This is a genomic window from Bacillus cereus group sp. BfR-BA-01382 (assembly GCF_022663475.1).
Lineage (GTDB): Bacteria > Bacillota > Bacilli > Bacillales > Bacillaceae_G > Bacillus_A > Bacillus_A thuringiensis_S.
This window is the reverse complement of record NZ_JAKUFQ010000035.1, coordinates 1-22,285: the sequence shown is the minus strand read 5'-3', so window position 1 is coordinate 22,285 and position 22,285 is coordinate 1. Positions and strand designations below refer to the sequence as shown.

The following is a 22,285-nucleotide window of genomic DNA, read 5'->3' as shown; positions in this document are numbered from 1 at the left end:
CTAGGTGGTAGCCTTTCAAAATTTTTATTAAAGCAATACCGAATCTTTATCACTATCCTGATTACGTTTCTCGCGCTCTTCTTCTAAACGCTTCATATATACTTCGCCTTCTTTTTCGATAAACTCATTATCCATATCTTGCTCTTTTTTCGAAGTATATAAAACCATGTAGCCACTTAGTACAATCCCGACAATTACAAGATACACCCACCATGGTAAAGTTTCCAAATCACTTCATTCCTTTCCTTAGACAAGCCTTATTAGTTTCACTTTATGAGGAAAGAAGTGGATTTATGCTTAAAATTTTTATTGTGGATGCTTCGCGAAAAATGCTTGTACATATTCCATAAACTCAATTGGTTCCTGACGAAACGGTGCGTGGTATCCTTTTTCAATAATATGAAACGTACTATTCGCAAATAGCCCATGATACAGTTCACCATTTTTCCAAGAAACACTCTTATCATGTCGTCCCCATAAAATTAAAGTCGGTACCTTAATTTTATCTGCTTCCATCGCAATGCGGCGCTCTCTCATTTTCGTAAGCTGATCATAATGCTCTTTATCATCACGACTATTTTTCACTTCATTTTTATTATACTTCGCAATCTCAGTTACAGTTTGTAAGTCCGTCGATAGCGGTGGTACTTCATAACTTTCTTTTTGCTGGAAAGACTCTATCCCTGTGGAATCCGCCAAGATGAGATGCGTCACTGCATCCGGATATAAATACGCTAAATTAAGGGACATCTCTCCGCCCATTGAATGGCCGAGCACCGCAAACTGATCGTATCCGAGCTTCTTCATTAACTTATAATATAAATTCACTTGCGCAGGAAACGAATACTGAAAATCAATAGGTTTAGAAGAACGCCCAAACCCTAAAATATCAACCGCAATAATCGTATGGTCTCGCGCTAGTTCCGGATAAATATCACTAAACCCATCAGAAGAACCACCAAACCCGTGAAGCATAAGTAACGGAGGTTTCCCCTCACCAATTTGTTTAAAATAAATCGTCTGCCCATCAATTTGCGCCATACTCTCTTTCGTATTCAACTTCATCATAACAGTATCTTTCACTTCTCCAACCTTCGCAATCGGCTTCTCAACGAAGTTACAAACAATTAACAAAACGAGCACAATACCGCTAATCATATAAAACTTAAACCGTTTCAAAGTTCCCGTCTCCTTTCTCTTGTTTCTATTTAAAGTTTTTACATTTTTTGGTTGTTTTATGTTCTCCTTTTAATTGTAACTGAGATAGTTACAATTATACTAAAAAAATATAACTCATTTCTATTACTAATGGTTATTATGTAACTATTATAGTTACATATTTAAAGTAAGTCAATTCTTTTCTCTACATGGCCTGAAAATAGAAAAAGGGACTTCATGTTGAAGTCCCTTTCTTTGTTATTATAGTTGGCTTACTCCGCCGTCGCCTCTATTATCTGCTGGTGCTCCGCCTGTGTCGCCAATGTTAATGTAGTCTGGTCTTGCTGGTGCTCCTCCTGTGTCACCAATATTAACGTAGTCTGGTCTTGCTGGTGCCCCTCCTGTGTCACCAATATTTACAGCTTGATTTGTAAAAGAACTATTGAACCCAATTGATAATACCCCTACTAATGCAGTCCCAACAATAGCCAAACGAAATTTCTTCATTATTTTAACGCTCCCTTTTCCAATATATTTTTTTGAGCCTTATTATTCATATAAAAATATTTACTTGCCTTAACATGATCATCAAATTCATAAAATTTCAGTGCTAAAATTTCAGTGTATTCTTGAATACAATCCCATAATCTTTCTCTCTCAAAATAAGAAATTCCTTCTAAAATTACATCTTCAATAATTGATACTGAAGATTTTCCATTGAGTTCTTTCAAAATTTTAAACCGATGTTGAAATTCTTTTTCCCCTAAATCAACACAAATATTTAAACCTTTTTCAACAATTGGATTCGCTAAGTTATATTGTCCTAATTTGTAATGTTCATGTGCTTCTACAAACAAGGCTTTAAAGTGTTCTGGGTAATTTTTGGTCACCTCAGATATATGACGAATCGCTAATTCTGAAAGATTTTGACTAGCATAAAGCCAAGCTAAATTATGCCGAACCATTAGCATATATTTTTTTTGATCTGCTTTTTGCAATACTTCCATAGCAGAATTAAAGTTTTCTTCCGCTAATTCATAGTGATCTATGTCTACACAACATAGTCCAAAAGCATTTTCACATAATCCTACTTTTATTTCATAGCCTGGATATTGTAAAAATGCTGTTTTTGCCCTATTCAAGTAATCTATTGCATGAACTTGGTCATATTTTTGATAATAGAAATTCCCCATCCGATAATTAAACTCCGCATGTTCTATCGGATCTGCAATATATTTCAATAACTTCTCAGCTTGCTCATACTGTTCTTTCGCTTCGTTATAATTTGAAATTAATGTGCAATGAAACCCTTTAAAAAAGTGATAATAATAAGCTAAAAAGCCCTCTGTTGGAATTTCGAAAGATTCCACTTTATCAAAACTATCTTCTCTAACTGAAATCCAATCAACTAATGCATCATATCTAAAATTCAACAACGCATGATAAAGTAATACATCCTGATCCACGTCCAACCCACTAATCTTACTTTCAATCTCCTCTTTCATTTCCGTAGCCTTCTCTATATTTTGCTGTAACATTACACGATACCAATCATCTAAAGAATGTCTCATTTGCTCCCGCGTTACTACATCTGCTCCCATAAACTCGCATCCCCTTTTCTCCAAAATTATAAAATTAGGATTTTTATACAATTATCAAAATTGTATATTACCACTCCTTTTCTATGCATTGAAAAATAATTATTAGAAAATTCTATATTTTAATTAATTATACCAAAGTTTTCCTTTTTAATAACTTGAGAAACAATTGTCAGAAAACTTACTAGGATAAATAAAAAAGCAAGCAGTTCCAGCACTCCGCTAAAACTACTTGCTCTCCTACTTACTATCTCTATTTTTACTCTTTAATAAATTCCTTCGTACTTCTCACTGTATCAATTGGACGAACTAATTTTTCAATTTCTTCACGTTTTGGCTCTAGGAATGGAGGTAAAGATAATTTTTCACCAAGTGTTTCGTATGGCTCATCTCCCATAAATCCTGGGCCATCTGTTGCGAATTCAAATAAAATTTGTGGTGCAACTCTTGCATATAATGATTCGAAGAAGTGACGGTTTACATATCCAGATGAAGGAAGTCCTACGCTACTGATTCTCTCAATCCATTCTTCTAATACAGCGCGATCTTCTACGCGGAATGCCGCATGGTGCACTGTACCAAAACCTTGTTGTGCTTCAGGAAGAACTGTATTATGTTCTACAATAACAGATGCACCGTTTCCGCCTTTGTTCACTTCAAATAAATAGAATTCCCCTTCTTGCGCAACCTCTTTAAATAATAGAACTTTTTCTAACACTTCTTTGAAGAAGCTAAAGTTTGCAATACGGATAAATACAGGTCCTAAACCAGTGATTGCATATTCTAATGGTACTGGCCCGTTTTGCCACGGTGTACCTGATTCGATTCCTTTATCAAGTTCATCTGAGATTAATTGATATTGTTGGTCATCAAAGTCAACGAAAGAAAGAGTTTTCTTACCAAATTGCTCTTTAATTCCTGTATGTTCTACTTCAAGACGGTCAAAGCGTTTCACCCAATACTCTAATGCTGCATTAGTCGGAACACGGAATGAAGTTTTTGAAATTTCATTTGTACCGTGTACGCCTTTCGGAACACCTGGGAAATCAAAGAATGTCATATCTGTTCCTGCACTCCCTTTATCATCTGCAAAGAATAAATGATACGTTTGAATATCATCTTGGTTTACTGTTTTCTTAACTAAACGCATTCCTAAAACGTGAGTGAAAAACTCATAGTTCTTTTCTGCACTACTTGTAATCGCTGTAACGTGGTGAATTCCTTTTAATTGGTTCATTTTATATTCCTCCAATGTTTTTTAATTTATATTTTCTCTCCTATTACTTCTCTTCAATAGGTGCTAAATTCGCTTCAATCTCTGCACGCTGATCTTCTAAGAACGGTGGTAAATCAAGTTTTCCTCCTAAATGTTCCACATCTCCATCAACTGTAAATCCTGGTCCATCTGTCGCAATTTCAAAAAGGATTCCGTTTGATTCACGGAAATATAAGCTTTTAAAGTAGAAACGGTCGATGATTCCTGAAGACTGGAAGCCTCTTTGTTTCACCTGTTCTTCCCAATAGGCAAGCTCTGCATCGTTTTTCACGCGAATTGCTAAATGGTGAATGCTCCCTCGGCCCGGCTTTTCAGTAGGTCCATCTAAATATTTCACAACGATTTCTCCAAAAGCCTCTCCTTTAATGGATTGAAAAATTGCTTCCTCTTCGCTACGGCTAACCGCTGTATAACCGAACATCTCTGTAAGTGTACTCGACATTTTATCAAGTCTACGAACTGTCATTTCCACAGAACCCATTCCTTGAATTTGATGCTTTGCAGGAACTTCTGATTTCTCCCAAGTTTCCCAGTGCTCTACTTTTTCTCCGTTTGAAACGAGTAGTACTAAGCGAAGACCTTCAGCATCCTCAAATTGTAAAGCAGGACGATTTGCATATGTTGTCATTTCACTATGTTTCACATCAAAATTCTCAAATCGTTCTTTCCAGTAATGTAAGCTTTCCTCTGAAGGAACGAGTAATCCAATTCGAGTAATCGCATTCGTACCGCGATATGTTCTTCCTACTAATGGAATTTCAAAAAATGATAATTCCGTACCTGGACTTCCTGTTTTATCTCCATAAAATAAGTGGTACATTGACGGATCATCTTGATTTACTGTCATTTTCACACGACGTAAGCCAAGCACGTTTTTATAAAAGTGATTATTTTCATTTGCATTTTTCGTAACCATTGAAATGTGATGATGCCCTTTAATTTTATACATTGGTTATTCCTCCGTTTCGTTTTACTAGTCAAGTGATAACTAAAAAAATAATATTTCCCACAACTAATATGGTTTTTAGCTTTTCAATTTATTCTTAATTATGTTTTTGTAAATTCATCTTAGTTTTTACTGTATAAGTTACTTTGTTTTTTAATCGAAAACAACTGAGTGTATGTTTTTCATATGACTCAATCGCTTTCGTTACTATCACTTTACACCTCAAGTGATTGAAAAGCAAGCGAAAAATCTCGAATTCAAGATTTTTTTGTTAAATAACATTTAGGGTGTAAAATCTGATTATTTACGTAATTGACATTCTATTAAAACGCTCATTTACAGAAGAACATTATTCAAGTGAAGCCCTCTATAATTCAATTACAACTCCTTGAAAGCTTATGATACTATCCTGATCACACTTTTTATATTTAATGTTTTAAGGAAAAAAGCTATACTATAAGCGAAACTAAAAATCAGAAAGGAAATACCAGAACATGGAAAATTATATGCTATTTATCCTTACAGCACTCCTTATTATAATGATGCCTGGTCCCGGTTTTGCTTTAGTTACAAAAAACACTATCTCTCATGGTAGAAATGGTGGAATAAAGACCGTCTTAGGAACAGTATCTGGAATGATGATTCATACAATAATGGCTACACTAGGACTCTCTGCTATCTTAATGAAATTTGCTATGCTATTTACATTAATAAAATATGCTGGGGCATTTTATTTAATTTATTTAGCTGTAAAGTCAATTAAAAGTGCCTTTTCTAAAAAAGAAGATATGTCAAGTTCAGTGGAAATAAACTCTAAGGATATTGGAACGGTTAAAAGTTTTAGACAAGGATTTACCACGGCAATCTTAAACCCAAAAACGGCTGTATTTTTCCTTAGTTTTCTACCCCAATTTATTGTGAGTAATCAAAGTCATTTCTTCCAATTTCTTTTGTTGGGATTCACATTTACGACTTTGACAGCAATATGGTATTTACTTTATATCTCTCTAATACGTCAATTAAGAACTTTTTTAAGAAAAGAAAAGGTGAACCGTACAATAGAGGGTATTACTGGCACAGTATTATTAGTATTTGGAGTTAGGCTATTTTTCCAAAAATAAATATGTAATAGAGAGAGTTTAAAACTTTCGGTTTTTCCAATAAATGAATCAATATAAAAAGTATGGCTTTCAAACAGTAAAAAAGTGAACAAACGGGTGTGTTTGTGGAATAAGCTTCAATAAAATAACCAAACTTTTTATAAAGAAGTGAATCGATTATATTAAAATTGATATAAAGGCGTTATCCTTTCCTATGATTTCTCAGAAAGAATAACGCCTTTCTCTTTTTAGAGGATATTTTGTCTAGTTAGCTTGATAGCGATGTGGTTCTATCCCTTATAAAGTGAAACTTTAATCAGTGGGGGTTTTGTTCATCCCCCACTGATTATTAGTTGAACCAATCGGGCTTTTACGGACAGTTGATCCCCCACCTAACTTCTTTGCTTCCGCTGAATTTTGAGGTGGGGGTCTTACTGCCCGTTAATGCGGGATAAATGTTACAAAAACATTTATAATATCTCTAACTTGCACAATGCTTCCCGTTAATATAATACGCTGATTCTGTGAAAACCGTAAATACAACCTCTACTTCTGGAAGTCCAAAATCCATTACATATGTAGTAATGGCCTTGGCAAATCGATCACGAATTTCCTGTCCACGCTCGAACCATTTCACTTCAATAAGAGGAAACGCTTCTATTTCTTCTCCATTGAATATAAACGTAGAACTTGGTAGTTCCAACGTAAAATTATCCGTACCACACTCACAAATCTCTGCGAGCTCTTCTACTAATGTCTTGCTTATGTGTTTTAATTGTTCAGTAGTAATTCCACGAAACACAATATGCGGCATGTAAATCCCTCCTTTAGATAGTTTTATATTTGCCCACATCATAGCACAATTCTCCCACCTTTTAACAAAAATAGATGCTAAACAAGTTTCAACTCTTATTTTTAGGCCTGTTATACAGGCTGAAGCGATTCTAAGTATCTGCCATATTAAAGTTGATATGCTCCCATTCTAGTGGTGAGATATGTTTTAATCGTTCTTCGTTAATCCCATGCGTACTTCTTAACTATTTCATTTAATTTTTAATAAAGAAAACAGCCTCACTAAGCTTTTAAAACTTAATGAGGCCACTTTATTCACACTTTTAATTATGGAACGTCGGTTTATAGAACGAACGATTATCAAGTGCAAAGACACGCTCTGTGTATTCACCTGGTTTTGTGCGTCCTAATGCGCGGTCCATCATGTTCATTTTTGCATCTAGGTTATCGATGTAGTGCAGAATTTCTGCTTCTTTTACTAATGGTGGTTTTGGGCTACCCCATTCTGCTTTTCCGTGGTGAGAAAGGACGATGTGTTGAAGAATTAATACTTCTTCTGCATCGATGTTCAGCTCATCTGCTGCTTTACCAATTTCGTTCACCATGATAGAAATGTGGCCTAGTAAATTTCCTTCTAACGTATACGTTGTAGAAATTGGACCAGATAGTTCAATTACTTTACCAAGGTCATGTAAAATAACGCCTGCATATAGTAAGTCTTTATCTAATGATGGGTATAGATTTGAAATAGCTTTCGCTAAATCTAGCATTGATACAACGTGATAAGCTAGTCCAGATACGAACTCATGATGATTCTTTGTCGCTGCTGGATATTCTAAAAATTCATTTTGATGCTTATTTAATAAATGTCTTGTTAGACGCTGAATGTTCGGGTTTCTCATTTCAAATATGTATTGCGTAATTTTCTCAACCATATCTTCTTTTTTCACTGGTGCTTTTTCTACGAAATCCGAGATATCTGTTACTTCATTTTCATTCGCAACACGGATTTGTTTCACACGTAATTGAATACGTCCTTTGTAGTTTAAAATATCACCAGCTACTTTAACGATTGTTTCTGCTACATATTGTTTCTCAACTTCTGGTGATACGTCCCATAGCTTCGCTTCAATATCTCCACTTGGATCTTGTAAGATTACTGTTAAAAATGGCTTTCCATTACTTGCTAGACCTTTTGTCGCTGTTTTAATTAACAAGAAAACATCGACTTGTTCACCAACTTCATATTCTGCAATTTTCTTTTTCATTCGAATTCCTCCACCAAATCAGTTACTTTTAGTATAGCATATTACAACTCATTTTCTTTACGCTTATGTGTTAATTTTATAATCTGTTTTTCTGTAAAATACGCGAGTAAATGCGCATGACATGTAAAGAAGATGACTTGTCTATCTTTTGCGATTTCCTTTATTAGTTCAATCGTTCGATCCGTCCTTACCGCATCAAAGTGCACGAAACTATCATCAATAATAAATGGGTAATCATGTTCAAATGTTTTCGCAAGTGCAAATCTCAGCGATAAATATAACTGCTCCGCTGTCGCTTGGCTTAGTTCATGACTGTAAAAACGTATACCGTCGTTACGTTCAACAACGAACGGCTCCGCCTCTGACGGTGAAAAGATTTTACTATAGCGTCCGCCCGTTAAATAGACGAAATACTCTTCTGATTTTTGTAAAATACGAGGCAGATGCACTTCATGATAATATTGCTTCGTTTTCGTTAATACTGTCTTTGCGGCCGCATAAGCAGCCCACTTCTTCACTTGTTCACGTACTTGCGCTTTTTTCATTTCCCACTCATGCATTAAATCGCCGTACGTACTACCTTCTTCTAAATTCGCAATTTCCATACGATGTTTCGCGATGCGCTCTGTCAATTCTTTCTCTTGCGCCAGACAGTTTTGTACGACTGTAATTTCTCTCTTTAATTTCTCTTCATAACCGTCAGCTTCGTAATGTTCAGCTAATGATAAACTCTTTAAACGCTGTTCTAACAGATCAATTTGCGGTAATAAACGCACTACTTGTTTCTCAGCATCTTCACGTTTTTCCGCCAGTTTACCCGCTTCTAAAAACATCTCTTCATCTGTAGTCTCTGCAATATTCCATAATGCATTTCGTTCTACTAACAGTTGTTTCAATTGTTCTTGCATAAACTCATATTCTTCTTGCCATTCCGCCAGTTTTTCTTTTAACTGCTTACAAGTTTGGCGCTTCTCTTTCTCATTTTGCATACGACTTTGTGCCCCGTGTAGCTTACTATACTCCGCACTACCGATAACAGCTTCTAGTTTCTGTTCAAAATGCGAAATCATTTCATATAATGAAGATTTTCGCGTGCCTTGTTTTTCTAACTCCCGATATAATTGCTGCATTTTTTCAATACGCTCAAACGCTGGCAATATGTGTGCATACGTATAAAATTCTGGGAACATATAGCGCGTTTTATATGCATCTACTTGTTCTCCCGCCTGGAACGTTTCTCTCTCCCATTCCTCATACGATGAAACGACTTTATCATAAGCTCGCTCCATTTGCTGCAATTTATAAGACTCACGCTCAAATAGCTTCCGAATCTCTTCATCTTTTTCTAACTCATAGCGCACAGACAGCGCTTCTTCACTTTGTCTCCCGCCAGCACTTTGCTGAAGAGTAAGAAGCTCTTCTTGTAATCCACTTGACGGATCTTTATATAAAACAAGGGCAAGAACAATCCCTACAAAAACAATAACACTAATAAATAAGAGCGGGCGGTTATCAATAAATAAACTCGTGAATAAAACAAGCGTGTTAATAAGAAGTAACAGAAGACAAACTCTTTGCCACTGCTTTTTCTTTTGCATAGCTGCTCCTGCTTTTTCCTCATACTTGCGCTTCATTCTCTCTGCGCCCATACCGATAAACGCCGCATCTTGGAACGATTTCTCTTTCTCAACTAACGTATTTCGCTCTTCATCAACTAACATTTGTTTCTGAATCTGTCTTATATTTTCTTCTTGTTCTTCTAATTGCTCTTGCGCTACTTTAAAACGATCATCAAGCTGTGCTTTTTGCGTTTCTAATTCACGTGCCTTTTGCACGGTTTGCGTAATTAATTCTTTCGTTGCCAAACTCATGTCAAACGCAAGAACCGCTTCCTTTTCAAAAGTAGCACCAATTTGCTGTTCTAGTTCTGCAATTTCTTTTTTTATATTCGCAATACTTCCTGTCATATCACGCATTTCTTGGCGTGCATTTTCGTAAGACATATGTTGCATACGAAGTTCTTCTACATAACTTTCTTTTTGTAAAAACTCTTCATCTATTTGAATCGAGGCAATTTCCGATTGCACTGTCTCGATTTTCTTATGGAGCGAATCAACTTGTAACTGAAGCGGCTCCATCTTCGCCTTAATCGCTTCATAGCGCGCCATTCCGTTTACAGGAAACTGCCCGCTCTCATTTTCTAACACTTTCTCATGCGCACGCTTTTCAATAACGAGGGGCTCAAGCGCTGCTAATATTTCATAATCTTGCTTTCGCTTTTCTGCATTCTCTTTTTCCACGCGAACAGAAGCAAGCTTCTCTTCACTTTCTTTTAACTGCTTCACTTGTTTTTCATACGTGCCAATTTTCCCTTGCCACTCTTTCATCTTCTCTTCAAGTTTCTTCATCTCTTGCAGTGACACGTTAATTTCCGGTTTACGCCCACTCGGTTTAAAACGCTGATCCATTTCTTTTTCTAGCTTTTTATCTAACTGTAATAGCGCATCGCTTCCGACTGCACTTGCTGAAAATAAATAATTGCCAATATCTGCTTCGCCGAGCTGATGAATATTTTGAAGACCATGCATATCAAATGAAAAGACCGATTCAAATAAACTTTCATTCATCCCGCTTAATATATCGTTTAAAATTTCCTCGCCGCCCGTTTTCCCGTCTTCAAAATAAACGGTCACCTCGCCAGCTGCCGTCTTTGGCAATCGTTCAATTTTCAAACGGCCGTACTGCTCTGTTTGTACAGTCATCACACCGCCATACTTCCCGCCTTCTTTCGGCTCATAACGGCGCTGTCCTCTCGTCGGAAAACCGAACAGAATACTTTTCATAAACGAGCGAATTGTCGATTTCCCCGCTTCATTTTCACCGTATAGCACCGTCAGCAAGGAAAGATCCATTTCCACATTTTCTAATTTTCCGTACCCATAAATATGGAGTTTTTCAATTCTCATTTTTTATCCCTCTCTTGCTGGAATAATTGCTCTAAAATAATATTTTCTGCTTCCTTTTGAATCTCTTTCTTCTCTTCTTCTGTAAAAGATTCAATACTATTACGCGCTACAGGAGATGTCCAAATGGTGCGCAACACGCCGTCCATATTTGTGAAAGCTTCTAGCTCCTTTAGCACACTACCGACGAAATGATTTTCCGCTTTCAAACGTTCGATTTCCGCAAAAGAAACCGTCTCATTTTTCCACTTCATTGCATATACGAAATCTTTTCGCTCTTCGCCAGATGCTAAAATGTGAAAAATCTCTTCCACACGCTTTTCGTCACGCAAATAAGGAGAAAGTGGGCCCTGCCCTATGAATACGACAGTTAAAAGCGTCCCTTCCTCTTCTCTTCGGCAATCATTCATCGCAGTTGACATGCTCGTCATAAGTTCATCAACAGTTTCAAGTCCATCAATACAAACCTCGATCTCATCCCATACAACATCTGCCGTATGGAAAAATGAACAGTGCGTTCCTTGTTTCGTAAGTTCAATAAGGTACGCACCCTTCTCGCCTGTTTCCTTACGATGACGACCTTGTATGTTCCCTGGATAAATAATATACGGCTCTTCTAATAAAATTTCACGTTTATGTATATGGCCAAGAGCCCAATAATCAAACTGTTTTTCTTTCAATTCACGAATTTGAAACGGTGCATAGCGATTATGCTCTGCATCTCCTTCCACACTTCCGTGAAGCATGCCAATATGAAAAGGCGCATCACTCATTTTCGTATACTGCGCTGTCATATTATCCGTTACCGCTTGCTGCAAATAACTAAACCCATAAATAGAAGCTAATAGCTCACCATTTTTATAAAATGATTTCTCTTCTACGTAAGGCTCCGTAAACACATGAACATTTTCCGGAAACTCAATCGCTGCCCAGCTTCCTCCTAAATGATCATGGTTACCGTGAATAATAAAAACAGGGATATCGTACTGCGAAAGTCTCTTCATTTGCTCACGCACAAACACTTGCGCCCTCAAACTTCTCGTCTCCGCATCATACAAATCCCCAGCTAGTAATACGAAATCAACGCGCTCTTGAATCGCTTTATCAACAATACGCTCAAATGATTCAAACGTACTTTGCTTCATTCTCTCCCAAACAGACTGCGCAACATTCATCTCCATTCCTTTAAACGGACTATCCAAATGCAAATCAGCCGCATGTATAAACTTTACTTGTTTCACAAATAACGATCCTTTCTATCTTTCAAAAGTTTCATTTTATTAAAATTAACATCGCTGAAAACTAATCATCATCGAGAATGAAAATATTCTCGATGATTAAAGTTTCATTCTATTTTACCACGCAATGTCATATATTTCTTTGCATATTGTAGCGTTTTATGTCAAAATAATTATAAGATTCTGATTTTAATTATTGGAGGGAATTTTCATGGGAGTATACGTTCTAACAGTCTTTGAAAAAGATGGTTCAAAAGCATTAGACGAATCATTCGAGGCGGCAACTGAAAAAGAAGCAAAAGCAAAAGGTGAATCTATTTTACAAGAAAAAGGATTGTATGAAAAAACACATCGCTGTACATCTACTGCAGGTAAGCTCGTTTTATTCCAGCGCTAAAAAAAGAAGCGTCATCCGCTTCTTTTTCACTCTACTATATCTTCGTCACACCACGTAAACACCACATCTAGAATGCGATTACCAATACGTACGCTTTTATTCCATTTACCTGTTTGGATCTGATGTTGCAATTCAGCTTTCATCTTTTCCGTCCAGTCGTGAATCGTTTCACTACCGTCGTACGGATATACGCCTGGAAACTCTTCCTGCAGTAGATGCAAGCTCTCTGCATCAAAATGAAAATGGAAGAAGTAGTTTGCTGTAAGCGATGGTTCTTGCAATCGTAAAAAATGATCATCAATTTGCTTTCTATTTCTATAGAAAGTAAAGATATTCACTTTACCGCTAGTAATTTGGTCAATTTGAATTTCGTGCTTCTCTATAATCACGTCTTGTCCACCTCGTTGTATACTATCTTTAGTATATATGTCTTTTGCAACAAAGTTAACCATTTTCGCGCGAAATTCATTTCCTTCATTATATTACCTGTACCTCCATATGCAATCAGAACAAATAAAAACAAAGTTGAAGGGGAGCGATCACATGTATTTCGGAAGCAAAGGTTGGTATGTAAAAGAACTTAAAAAATTAGGTATCCGTACTTATGAAGGTAAAAAACTAGAATCGTATCGTACGCATGTGTTATCTAGTTTACTTGAGAGAATGAAGAAGGCTTCGGCTTAATAGAAAAACACCTCCCGAATTCGCATACTAAGTATGCAAATTCAATGGAGGTGTTTTTATCAGTTTTCATAAAAGATTTTTTGCTTCCGCTGGAACGGATACGTTTTAATCTCAGCTGTATCTAAATTTTCATTGAATAAATGAATGGCTATAATTTGTCTACAATCGTAAGTATGGTAATAATATGTTCCAGACTCCATACACATTGCACTTGTATAGATAGTATTATCTAATATACCGTCTTCTGTTATTACTGCCCCCTTAGGAACCTCACAATTTGATAAGATATGAAAAATAGCCGATATCCCCTCTTCTTCGTTCTCTATACCTTGAATGTTTTGTTTGCCATATGCTGCCCGCACGAATCTTGATGGCGGGGTGAAATCTCCAGGAAGTCCCATCGATCCGGAACCTTGGCCAAAAGCACTTAATGGTACGTCTCCCCACTCGGTTGGTGCAAATGGCTGCGATTTAAGTCCAATATATTGTCTTAAATTTTGTAAATGCCAATTAAACTCCGGGCTATTAGTCATCACTCCTATTGGATTGTCATACATTTTTATTCCATCAGTTGTCGGCTCAAGTACAATACACTCTCCCCATTTATCTGCTAAAATCCAATGTAGTGGCGGAGTAATCCCTAAAACTGGTAATGGTACATCTATAAGGGAAATGTTATCAACAGATTTTTTTAACTCTTCAACAGAATTAAACTGCGTCAAGCTCCAAGCCACAAAATCAAATGGTGCTAAATTCGTTTTATGGTCATCTATGCTGTTACTATAAGTAGCGAATCCCGGGAAATAGAGAGTGGCACATGTCATACCAGCTTCATTTACTCCGTCCGCCATAATGACCCTTCCTTCATGATTAATTCCCATTCCGACAACAGCCTTTTTCGCTCGGATCGTTTCACCAGTTATATTTTTCCACTGATAACGCCGAGGAATGATTATTACTTCCTGATTCATATCTAATGTGAAATCCATTGTTCTCGCAAAAAGATGCTGGAAATTTTTTGTTTGTAACGTCAAACTAGTACACATGAAGAAATCCCCCCATTTTATAGTTATATACACATTTTATAAAATTCTGATAAATACGCAAATTAAAAAACCTATTTATCACTAACAAAATAACCACCTAAACCAAAAATGCTATAATAAACCCAATCAAACTAAGGGGGCAAATTACTTTGCTTGGAACATGCATTCAATTTCATAAGTTTGGCAATCCAAAAGACGTATTACAAGTTGAATATAAAAATATAGAACCACTGAAAGATAATGAAGTTTTCGTTCGTATGCTAGTTAGACCGATTAATCCATCTGACTTAATTCCAATAACGGGAGCGTACGCTCATAGAATTCCTTTACCTAACATACCTGGTTATGAAGGTGTTGGTATTGTAGAAGATGTAGGTGCGGGCGTTACGAGAGACCTTATCGGTAAACGTGTTTTACCGTTACGCGGAGAAGGTACTTGGCAGGAGTATGTGAAGACGTCAGCTGATTTTGTAGTCCCTATCCCTGATTCCATCGATGATTTTACAGCGGCACAAATGTATATTAACCCTCTTACGGCGTGGGTTACTTGTACAGAAACGTTAAACTTACAGAGTAATGACGTTTTATTAGTGAATGCTTGTGGATCTGCTATTGGACATCTATTTGCGCAGTTATCACAAATTTTAAACTTCCAATTCATTGCCGTTACAAAAAATAATAAGCATACAGAAGAATTACTGCGCCTAGGTGCTGCATATGTAATCGATACTTCCACTACCCCGCTTTATGAAACCGTTATGGAATTAACGAACGGGCTCGGCGCGGATGCTGCAATTGATTCTATCGGGGGACCGGATGGAAATGAATTAGCTTTCTCCTTACGTCCAAACGGGCATTTTTTAACGATCGGGCTTCTATCAGGAATACAAGTGAACTGGGCCGAGATTGTCACGAAAGCAAAAGTACACGCAAACATATTTCATTTACGACATTGGAATAATGAAGTGTCACCATATAAATGGCAAGAAACGTTTCGTCACTTAATTCGTTTAGTAGAAAATAAGCAATTACGTTTTATGAAAGTACATTCTACATATGACTTAGCGGATGTGAAAGCGGCAGTTGATGTTGTGCAGTCCGCTGAGAAAACGAAAGGGAAAGTGTTTTTGACGAGTTATTGAATGCAATTGAAGACTCTATTTTGATTGATTTTTTTATGCCTTATAAACCTAATTTTGATATCCCGGCTTCAACTACCTAAAAATAACATTGTCAACAGTACTTATATTGGTTATCATAAAAGCGAACATAACAGGAGATGAGCAGATGAATATGAACGAAAAGAAATCTTTTTCAAAAGTTTCTCGGCGGAAATTAGTCGATGAAGTATTGGAACGTCTACAAGAGAAAATCTTTTCTGGGAAGTATGAAGTTGGTGATCGCCTCCCTACAGAGCCGCAATTAATGGAAGAGTTAGGGGTAGGACGCTCAACGCTACGAGAAAGCATAAAAATATTAGTACATGCTGGCATATTAGAAGTTCGACAAGGACAAGGTACTCGTATTGTCTCACTTAATATAACGCAAGATTCATTTGAAAAACGACTACAAGCAGCTAATATAAATCATGTGTATGAAGCACGAAATATGTTAGATAAAGAAGTAGCGATGTTAGCGGCACAGCGCCGAAGCGACGAGGATCTTTTATACTTAAAAGGACATTTGAATAAAAGAAAAAATGCCCTTCAAGAAGGAAATTATGTAGCATACATAGATGCAGACATTCAGTTTCATCTAGCCATTGCAAAGGCGAGCAAAAACGAAGTTCTACTTGATTTGTATCAATCTTTCGTACCTGCCCTTCGTCACATTTTAAGCCAATTCATATTAAATACAGCGAACTATGAAGATAACTCTGACATTCATGAAAAGTTATTCCAAGCGATTTTAAAACAAAATACTGAAGAAGCACGAAAATACGCTGTTCAAAATTTGGAGCTGAAATAAGCTCCTTATCTATTACACAAAAACATCAGATGATATACTCAATAACATCTGATGTTTAAGAGAGGAGAAAATGAAATTGAAACATCAAGAACGAACTTATTTGTATATACTAGCGCTATTTTTTGTTTCTATTAATTTACGTATCGGAATTACATCTGTTTCACCTGTATTAGAAACAATCCGACAAGACTTAAATATAAGCAATTTTTCCGTTAGTTTTTTAACAGCTATTCCTGTTTTTTGTATGGGGACATTCGCCTTACTGACTGGGAAGGTAATTAAGAAATACGGGGCAGAAAAATCAATTATGGCTTGTCTTATTTTAATTGGCTTGGCAACATGTATGAGAGCTTTTACCTTTTCTATTTCCACATTATTCGCGAGCTCTTTATTTATCGGTATTGGAATTGCACTTGCAGGTCCGCTATTATCAGGTTTTATTAAAGAAAAATTCCCTACGAAAATCGGCTTAATGATTGGAATATATTCAGTAGGTATGGGTACTGGTGCTTCTTTAAGTTCAGGATTAACGATTCCTTTACAACATGTATTAAAAGGATCTTGGAATATGGCACTCGCTTTTTGGGGTGCACTAACTATTATCGCCATTATATTTTGGTATCCCATTATGAAACGAAAAAAGAAGACGAGCACACAAAATAAAAAGAATAATAAATTGCCTTTAAGAAATAAAAAAGCATGGTTATTTACAATCTTTTTCGGACTACAATCAGGAATCTTTTATTCCATTACGACTTGGCTTGCGCCAGCAAATCAAAGTATGGGTGTGAGTAGCGAGCAAGCGGGTACTCTTATAACTGTTTTTACAGTGATTCAAATGATATGTAGCTTTTTAATTCCAACATTAGCGGATATTTATAAAAACAGAGCACTTTGGTTATTAGGAAGTATATGCTTTGTACTCGTAGGTTTATCGCTTATGATTTACCCACTAACTACACCATGGACCCCTTCTATTTTACTAGGGATCGGGCTCGGCGGCGTATTTCCACTCGCTCTTATGCTGCCACTATATGAAACAAAAACTTCAGAAGATGCAAGTGCATGGACTGCTATGATGCAATCAGGAGGATATATTATGGGCGGATTCATTCCTGTCCTAGCTGGAATCGCTCGTGACTATTTTGATAGTTATACGCAAGTTTTTATTATAATGGCACTTTTAAGCTTAATTTTACTCCTATTAACTTTAGTCATGAACAAAAAGGAAGGAGAAGCAAAAAATCTTATCTCCGCTTAAACTAAAAAATGTTATTACATGGTATAATTTGGTTAAAATACGAAAGGAGCTTCTAATATGTGGTTCATTTCGGCAATCGCGCCCGTTTTAATAGTTGGTGGAATTGTAGTATTTGTAATAAAAAGAATGGAACGGAAATATAAAGAAGGAAAATTAGGTAAGAAAAAACCTCAAAAAGCTCAACTGTTATTAGATAGTTTAATACCTATAGGAATGCTTTTTGGCTGTATAATCGGTTTGATTTTCGGCATGTTTTTCCCAGATTTCTCACTGCTTTCCATTAGTTTAGGATCCGGAATAGGCTATTTATTTGGTTTTTTTGCCTATGAAATTTATAGCAAGACAGGAAACAATTTTTGTTAATCCAAAAGGAATAAGCGGGACAGTACATAGTAATCATATAAAATATGTAACTGTCCTTTATTTTTGCATCAATGTTATCAATTTTTCTTCCACATCCTATACGCCTTTTTTATTGATTTTTCTCCCCTCTTTCTTTCGCATATTCGCTTTTTTGTTTTTCTCGGCTCTATACCCAAAGTAAAGTATCGCACATGTAGTAATAGAACCTACAATGTATCCTAAAAAGCCTCCTAACCAAAACATAATATAAATTGCCCCCAATCCATTATAAATTTTATGTAACAGACATCTGTAAAACGTTCTCGGTACCTCCGTTTTTTATTACAGATTGGAAAATCCCCTTAACCATTCCATCTATGAACACTCTGTCTTCTCTATTTTGATTATTATCTATAAAGTTATTTATACCACTAATTCTTCCATTATCTCAAATAACAATTTTATTATAAAATTCGCACTTACGTTACATATATGTAGCATTACTGTTTCTTTTTCATTTAGCCCTTAAAACTGTTCTATAATTTGAACGAGTTCGCTCTTTTGTACGAAATACCATTTATGCTACTGGCACTTCTATTTTTCTAAGAAATACAATCCCATTCTTTTTACTTTTACAACTTAAAAACAAAAAACCCCCTCAAAGCATGAACTTCAAGGGGTGAGCCTGTTTTTTATTTACTTATATACGTACAGCTGTACCACTGACAGCTACCATTAACATTCCATCACGAACAACCTCGTAATCTACGTCAATACCAACGATAGCGTTCGCACCTTTTTGTATTGCAAGTTCTTTCATTTCGCCCATTGCGATATCACGAGCTTCTTTAAGCTTACTTTCATAAGAACCAGCACGACCACCGACAACATCACGAACAGAAGCGAATAAATCGCGGACAATGTTTGCACCCATAATAGCTTCACCATTTACAATATCAATATACTCAATAATCTCTTTACCTTGAATTCCAGAAGTTGTTGTTACAATCATGACTGACACTCTCCTAATAAGTTGTAGTTTTGATAAGCTTTCTTATGACTTTATTATGACACGGAAAAAGTATCTAATCTATTGAATTACCTTACAGGAATGTGACAGTTTTGTAATAATAAAACGCGCATTATGTTCCATTTTAATAAAGCGCTTTAATATTGGGATACATAAACGATTCTCTATTTTCTTTCCAATCTTTTTCTACTTCTTTAAAAGTTGGTCGTCCTAATTCTTTATTATTTTCATGTTTACTAAACCACTTTTTCACATACTGGTCTCCATTTTTATTTTGAACTGTACAAAGGAAGCTATTACTGCTATCCTTTAATATTTTTACAATCACGAAAAGGCACCTCTTCCCTTTTAAATAACATGATAGAACTTGATCTTTTACTATAAGCCCTTCCTCTCTTATAGTCATACGACTCCTCGGCCGCGCCAAAGTTGTAAGATCAAAAAAACGATATTCACTATGTTTATATTTTGCATAATTGATATGTGAAGTAAATATTATTTAAAGAAATCAGAGTTATAAGCATTATGCTTATCAAATATTTTATAAATTTCTAACTTATCATCTAATGTTGCATCTACTAAAATTAATATATTTCCATCGTAAATATATTCTTCATACTTTTTAGCATGTTCTTCTGGAATTCCTAATCCTATAAATGCTCCTATTAAACTTCCAGCTCCTCCGCCAATACCAGCTCCACCAATAGCTGCTGCGATTGGTCCTGCTGCTACAATTGGACCCATTCCAGAAATGGCAAGTATACCAAGGCCAGTTAATAAACCACCTAGTCCCCCTGCTACTCCTCCTGCTACAAGCCCTGTCGCTGAAAAGATATCTGCTTTATGTGCAGTTTCATTCTTAACTTTTTCACCCGATTTTTCTTCCAGGTGTTCAATTTCCTTTTGATCCTTCGCAATAGCTGAAATGTTATCTGCTGGGTATCCTTTATCATTTAATTCATTAATAACGAGTGCCGCATCATCAATTGTTCTAAAAACACCTACTATTTTTCTATCTACATTCATAACTATTAACCTCCTAAAGTTTTATATAATGTATCTTTATTTTTCTTCATTTCTGTATACACTAACCTTCTTATTAACATAACCATTTACGAAAAATGCGAATAGTAAAAGCACTACAAGTGAACTACTTAACAAGTAAATTAAATCAAATGTAATATCAATCATCATTTCATTCATGTATACCAGGCTCCTTTTTATTTAAAGTAAAAGTATATTTTGATAGACTAATCTACTAAACATAGACATCTTACAATTCATCTTCAGTCAATCTCTTTATAGTATATGTATACCCTTCCTAACTCTTTCTAAACGTAAAAAACTTTAATTATATTTTTCTTATTTATACGTTTAACATCTTCTAAAACGGGTATGTTTATATTGTTATGCTCACTATATGGAAAGGAATATTACGATGAACGCCATTCACTCTACTACTATTTCTTATAATGAAACACCTACAATAACTCAGATTCATCATTTTTATGCTTTAATGACAACATTTCAAGCTAATTTGTTTATAAGTAAACATGGAACAATGACATCAATCAAAAATTTAAGCACTCTAGTATCCTTTTTCCTTACTGTAAAAAAGAAAGATCTTGTATTATTTATTTTTGAAGGAATAGATGCAAAAAAAGCTTTAAGAACACTCTTTCCTTCTTAGAATGTTTGTTATCCTCTATTCCCCCGTTTACTACCTTTCATATATGTTTTTATATTTCAAAATGATTTCCTCTATGAAAAAAGAACCCCCTAATACAGTAGGGGGATTTCTAGTTTGGCCTTATGAAAACTGATATAATATATATTACGTTTTTTATTCTTTAAAATAGAAAACTTTTAATAATCTTGAAGGTAGGAATTTTTGATGAAATCGAAAGCAAAATTTAGTATTCGTTACAAAATTATGGCTGGTTATTTAGTTATCATTTTGTTCTTGCTTATTTCTTTCATTATGTTAAACAATGGGATTTCCAGTTTACAAAAATCTCGTAATTTTATTATTGATCACGATTTTAAAGTTCTTAATTTAACGAATCAAGTGGAGAAAGATTTACTAACAATTGAAAATAAAGCGAAAGGATTTATCACTTCTAATGATGCAAATTACGTTCAATCCCTTAACGCTGCAGAAAAGGATTACGAAAAACATTATCAAGATCTTTTTTCTTTATTAGAGGATAACCCCTCTCAGCAAGAAAAATTAAAACAGATTAACGAAAACATTACTAGTTGGATTAATAAAGAGATTCACCCACTCATTACAAATAATAATAGTAATAATGTACAAACAATCGACACGACTCAAATTCAGTCATTACAGTCGCAGCTAACTAACTTCCGTAGCACTGAGGAGCAACTAACGAAAAAAAGAGCTGCACAATTAGATATTGAAAATAATAAATTAGAGATTTGGTTATACAGTTTATTGTTCTTACTTTCTTGTATTTCCATTATCGTTTCACTCTATATTTCGAATTCCATTACAAAAACGATTAAAAATGTAATTCAAGCTATTAAATCCATTTCTTCCAAAGAAAAAATTACGGAAAGAATTCATGTAAACAGCCATGATGAAATAAAAGATCTAGCTCATACAACGAACCACTTACTAGACGAAATATCGAAAAGAGAGTGGTTGCAAACCGAGCTTGCAGAATTAATTTTAATGTATCAAGGTGTATCTTCTATTGAGATGTTAGGTAACAAAATTCTTAGTGGGGTTATACAAAAAACGCAAACTTCTTGCGGTGCATTTTATGTTCGTGAAGAAATTGAAGACACTGTCTACTATGTGAAGAAAGCTTCTTTCGCCGGTCAAGGTCCTGATGTTGGAAAACAGTCTATTAAAATGGGTGAAGGTTTCATTGGACAGTCTGCTTTAGAAAAGAAAAGTTTTATTCTCAGGGACATACCTGAAGAATTCCGTTACGTTACTACTGGATTATTAGAAATACGCCCTAAAAACCTACTAGTCATCCCTATCTTATTTGAGGATGAAGTAATTGCAGTAATGGAGTTAGTAAGTGTAACTGAGATTTCAGACTTGCATCAAGATTTAATTCAACAAACTGTTGATAATCTAGGTTTGACAATCCATAGCATTATGGGACGTATGCGAATTCAAACTCTTTTACATGAATCACAAGCAATGACAGAAGAGTTACAAGTTCAATCAGAAGAATTGCAAA

General features: G+C 35.5%; 26 protein-coding genes. 9 read left to right on the top strand and 17 right to left on the bottom strand.

Going from position 1 to position 22,285, the window contains the following annotated elements; all coding sequences use genetic code 11:
* Positions 1-27: 27 nt before the first annotated feature.
* From MR160_RS15890 to MR160_RS15865, 6 genes are all read right to left on the bottom strand, one after another.
* The gene (locus tag MR160_RS15890; RefSeq protein ID WP_000449223.1) at positions 28-228 is read right to left on the bottom strand and encodes a sporulation YhaL family protein; all 201 of its coding nucleotides are present in this window, start codon (positions 226-228) and stop codon (positions 28-30) included.
* A gap of 78 nt (positions 229-306) precedes the next feature.
* Complete coding sequence (locus tag MR160_RS15885) at positions 307-1,179, bottom strand: alpha/beta fold hydrolase (RefSeq protein WP_150191842.1); 873 nt, start codon at positions 1,177-1,179, stop codon at positions 307-309.
* A gap of 240 nt (positions 1,180-1,419) precedes the next feature.
* A complete protein-coding gene (locus MR160_RS15880) occupies positions 1,420-1,665 on the bottom strand; it encodes a Phr family secreted Rap phosphatase inhibitor (RefSeq protein WP_098852333.1) in 246 nt (81 codons plus the stop codon).
* Positions 1,665-2,759, bottom strand: coding sequence for a response regulator aspartate phosphatase (locus MR160_RS15875; protein WP_136804074.1), 1,095 nt, complete (start codon positions 2,757-2,759; stop codon positions 1,665-1,667). Before MR160_RS15875 ends, MR160_RS15880 begins: the two co-directional genes overlap by 1 nt.
* A gap of 256 nt (positions 2,760-3,015) precedes the next feature.
* A complete protein-coding gene (locus MR160_RS15870; RefSeq protein ID WP_242297696.1) occupies positions 3,016-3,993 on the bottom strand; it encodes a ring-cleaving dioxygenase in 978 nt (325 codons plus the stop codon).
* 43 nt (positions 3,994-4,036) lie between these two features.
* On the bottom strand, positions 4,037-4,981 hold the full coding sequence (locus MR160_RS15865; protein WP_063675068.1) for a ring-cleaving dioxygenase: 945 nt from the start codon (positions 4,979-4,981) through the stop codon (positions 4,037-4,039).
* Between the two features lie 491 nt (positions 4,982-5,472).
* Between MR160_RS15865 and MR160_RS15860 the strand changes: the two genes are divergently transcribed.
* Positions 5,473-6,099 carry a LysE family translocator gene (locus MR160_RS15860; protein WP_000433010.1) on the top strand — a complete coding sequence of 209 codons (627 nt, stop codon included), beginning with the start codon at positions 5,473-5,475 and terminating at the stop codon, positions 6,097-6,099.
* Positions 6,100-6,559: 460 nt separating this feature from the next.
* On the opposite strand, the gene MR160_RS15855 is transcribed toward MR160_RS15860, so the two are convergent.
* The 4 genes from MR160_RS15855 to MR160_RS15840 all read right to left on the bottom strand — a co-directional run bounded on the left by MR160_RS15855 (position 6,560) and on the right by MR160_RS15840 (position 12,342).
* Entirely contained in the window at positions 6,560-6,892 is a 333-nt protein-coding gene (locus MR160_RS15855; protein ID WP_242297695.1) for a DUF1904 family protein, read from the bottom strand.
* 301 nt (positions 6,893-7,193) lie between these two features.
* Positions 7,194-8,138, bottom strand: a complete 945-nt coding sequence (gene yhaM / locus MR160_RS15850) for a 3'-5' exoribonuclease YhaM (RefSeq protein WP_000726650.1) — start codon at positions 8,136-8,138, stop codon at positions 7,194-7,196.
* Positions 8,139-8,179: 41 nt separating this feature from the next.
* Positions 8,180-11,104 carry an ATP-binding protein gene (locus MR160_RS15845; protein ID WP_242297693.1) on the bottom strand — a complete coding sequence of 975 codons (2,925 nt, stop codon included), beginning with the start codon at positions 11,102-11,104 and terminating at the stop codon, positions 8,180-8,182.
* Positions 11,101-12,342 (bottom strand): metallophosphoesterase family protein, encoded by a 1,242-nt coding sequence (locus MR160_RS15840; protein ID WP_098900013.1) that lies wholly within the window; start codon positions 12,340-12,342, stop codon positions 11,101-11,103. The genes MR160_RS15845 and MR160_RS15840 overlap by 4 nt, the downstream gene beginning before the upstream one ends.
* Before the next feature lie 208 nt (positions 12,343-12,550).
* Between MR160_RS15840 and MR160_RS15835 the strand changes: the two genes are divergently transcribed.
* Complete coding sequence (locus MR160_RS15835; protein WP_000539552.1) at positions 12,551-12,736, top strand: YhzD family protein; 186 nt, start codon at positions 12,551-12,553, stop codon at positions 12,734-12,736.
* Between the two features lie 26 nt (positions 12,737-12,762).
* On the opposite strand, the gene MR160_RS15830 is transcribed toward MR160_RS15835, so the two are convergent.
* A complete protein-coding gene (locus MR160_RS15830; protein ID WP_044783539.1) occupies positions 12,763-13,125 on the bottom strand; it encodes a hypothetical protein in 363 nt (120 codons plus the stop codon).
* A gap of 154 nt (positions 13,126-13,279) precedes the next feature.
* Here MR160_RS15830 and MR160_RS15825 point away from each other — a divergent pair, with 154 nt between their 5' ends.
* Positions 13,280-13,420 (top strand): YflJ family protein, encoded by a 141-nt coding sequence (locus MR160_RS15825; protein WP_000273536.1) that lies wholly within the window; start codon positions 13,280-13,282, stop codon positions 13,418-13,420.
* Between the two features lie 59 nt (positions 13,421-13,479).
* Here the strand turns inward: MR160_RS15825 and MR160_RS15820 are convergent, their stop codons facing one another.
* Positions 13,480-14,466 (bottom strand): choloylglycine hydrolase family protein, encoded by a 987-nt coding sequence (locus MR160_RS15820; RefSeq protein WP_000337587.1) that lies wholly within the window; start codon positions 14,464-14,466, stop codon positions 13,480-13,482.
* Between the two features lie 149 nt (positions 14,467-14,615).
* Here MR160_RS15820 and MR160_RS15815 point away from each other — a divergent pair, with 149 nt between their 5' ends.
* The 4 genes from MR160_RS15815 to MR160_RS15800 all read left to right on the top strand — a co-directional run bounded on the left by MR160_RS15815 (position 14,616) and on the right by MR160_RS15800 (position 18,058).
* Entirely contained in the window at positions 14,616-15,608 is a 993-nt protein-coding gene (locus MR160_RS15815) for a zinc-dependent alcohol dehydrogenase family protein (RefSeq protein ID WP_242297691.1), read from the top strand.
* Between the two features lie 145 nt (positions 15,609-15,753).
* Positions 15,754-16,434: a FadR/GntR family transcriptional regulator gene (locus MR160_RS15810; RefSeq protein WP_001056900.1), complete on the top strand. Its 681-nt coding sequence runs from the start codon at positions 15,754-15,756 to the stop codon at positions 16,432-16,434.
* Positions 16,435-16,504: 70 nt separating this feature from the next.
* Positions 16,505-17,695: an MFS transporter gene (locus MR160_RS15805; RefSeq protein ID WP_041488111.1), complete on the top strand. Its 1,191-nt coding sequence runs from the start codon at positions 16,505-16,507 to the stop codon at positions 17,693-17,695.
* Positions 17,696-17,752: 57 nt separating this feature from the next.
* Entirely contained in the window at positions 17,753-18,058 is a 306-nt protein-coding gene (locus MR160_RS15800; protein ID WP_000264237.1) for a hypothetical protein, read from the top strand.
* Positions 18,059-18,154: 96 nt separating this feature from the next.
* Here the strand turns inward: MR160_RS15800 and MR160_RS15795 are convergent, their stop codons facing one another.
* The 5 genes from MR160_RS15795 to MR160_RS15775 form a co-directional block, all read right to left on the bottom strand.
* A complete protein-coding gene (locus tag MR160_RS15795) occupies positions 18,155-18,301 on the bottom strand; it encodes a hypothetical protein (protein ID WP_000498641.1) in 147 nt (48 codons plus the stop codon).
* 436 nt (positions 18,302-18,737) lie between these two features.
* Positions 18,738-19,049 (bottom strand): heavy metal-binding domain-containing protein, encoded by a 312-nt coding sequence (locus MR160_RS15790; RefSeq protein ID WP_242297689.1) that lies wholly within the window; start codon positions 19,047-19,049, stop codon positions 18,738-18,740.
* A 142-nt stretch (positions 19,050-19,191) separates the two neighbouring features.
* Entirely contained in the window at positions 19,192-19,395 is a 204-nt protein-coding gene (locus MR160_RS15785; protein WP_000635853.1) for a DUF4028 family protein, read from the bottom strand.
* Positions 19,396-19,562: 167 nt separating this feature from the next.
* Positions 19,563-20,093, bottom strand: coding sequence for a general stress protein (locus tag MR160_RS15780; protein WP_001100085.1), 531 nt, complete (start codon positions 20,091-20,093; stop codon positions 19,563-19,565).
* Between the two features lie 36 nt (positions 20,094-20,129).
* Positions 20,130-20,270 (bottom strand): hypothetical protein, encoded by a 141-nt coding sequence (locus MR160_RS15775; RefSeq protein ID WP_001004568.1) that lies wholly within the window; start codon positions 20,268-20,270, stop codon positions 20,130-20,132.
* Between the two features lie 235 nt (positions 20,271-20,505).
* Between MR160_RS15775 and MR160_RS15770 the strand changes: the two genes are divergently transcribed.
* Both MR160_RS15770 and MR160_RS15765 read left to right on the top strand, forming a co-directional pair.
* Positions 20,506-20,757 (top strand): hypothetical protein, encoded by a 252-nt coding sequence (locus MR160_RS15770; protein ID WP_000991351.1) that lies wholly within the window; start codon positions 20,506-20,508, stop codon positions 20,755-20,757.
* A 204-nt stretch (positions 20,758-20,961) separates the two neighbouring features.
* Positions 20,962-22,285: CHASE3 domain-containing protein (locus MR160_RS15765; protein ID WP_242297687.1), on the top strand; the 1,324-nt coding region annotated here is incomplete at its 3' end.

Coding starts and splice junctions, on each gene's coding strand:
- MR160_RS15775 (WP_001004568.1), bottom strand. CDS start 20,270: ATGAATGAAATGATGATTGATATTACATTTGATTTAATTTACTTGTTA.
- MR160_RS15810 (WP_001056900.1), top strand. CDS start 15,754: ATGAATATGAACGAAAAGAAATCTTTTTCAAAAGTTTCTCGGCGGAAA.
- MR160_RS15770 (WP_000991351.1), top strand. CDS start 20,506: ATGAACGCCATTCACTCTACTACTATTTCTTATAATGAAACACCTACA.
- MR160_RS15870 (WP_242297696.1), bottom strand. CDS start 3,993: ATGAACCAATTAAAAGGAATTCACCACGTTACAGCGATTACAAGTAGT.
- MR160_RS15860 (WP_000433010.1), top strand. CDS start 5,473: ATGGAAAATTATATGCTATTTATCCTTACAGCACTCCTTATTATAATG.
- MR160_RS15795 (WP_000498641.1), bottom strand. CDS start 18,301: ATGTTTTGGTTAGGAGGCTTTTTAGGATACATTGTAGGTTCTATTACT.
- MR160_RS15825 (WP_000273536.1), top strand. CDS start 13,280: ATGTATTTCGGAAGCAAAGGTTGGTATGTAAAAGAACTTAAAAAATTA.
- MR160_RS15780 (WP_001100085.1), bottom strand. CDS start 20,093: ATGAATGTAGATAGAAAAATAGTAGGTGTTTTTAGAACAATTGATGAT.
- MR160_RS15855 (WP_242297695.1), bottom strand. CDS start 6,892: ATGCCGCATATTGTGTTTCGTGGAATTACTACTGAACAATTAAAACAC.
- MR160_RS15790 (WP_242297689.1), bottom strand. CDS start 19,049: ATGATTGTAACAACAACTTCTGGAATTCAAGGTAAAGAGATTATTGAG.
- MR160_RS15865 (WP_063675068.1), bottom strand. CDS start 4,981: ATGTATAAAATTAAAGGGCATCATCACATTTCAATGGTTACGAAAAAT.
- MR160_RS15835 (WP_000539552.1), top strand. CDS start 12,551: ATGGGAGTATACGTTCTAACAGTCTTTGAAAAAGATGGTTCAAAAGCA.
- MR160_RS15805 (WP_041488111.1), top strand. CDS start 16,505: ATGAAATTGAAACATCAAGAACGAACTTATTTGTATATACTAGCGCTA.
- MR160_RS15800 (WP_000264237.1), top strand. CDS start 17,753: ATGTGGTTCATTTCGGCAATCGCGCCCGTTTTAATAGTTGGTGGAATT.
- MR160_RS15875 (WP_136804074.1), bottom strand. CDS start 2,759: ATGGGAGCAGATGTAGTAACGCGGGAGCAAATGAGACATTCTTTAGAT.
- MR160_RS15880 (WP_098852333.1), bottom strand. CDS start 1,665: ATGAAGAAATTTCGTTTGGCTATTGTTGGGACTGCATTAGTAGGGGTA.
- MR160_RS15845 (WP_242297693.1), bottom strand. CDS start 11,104: ATGAGAATTGAAAAACTCCATATTTATGGGTACGGAAAATTAGAAAAT.
- MR160_RS15820 (WP_000337587.1), bottom strand. CDS start 14,466: ATGTGTACTAGTTTGACGTTACAAACAAAAAATTTCCAGCATCTTTTT.
- yhaM (WP_000726650.1), bottom strand. CDS start 8,138: ATGAAAAAGAAAATTGCAGAATATGAAGTTGGTGAACAAGTCGATGTT.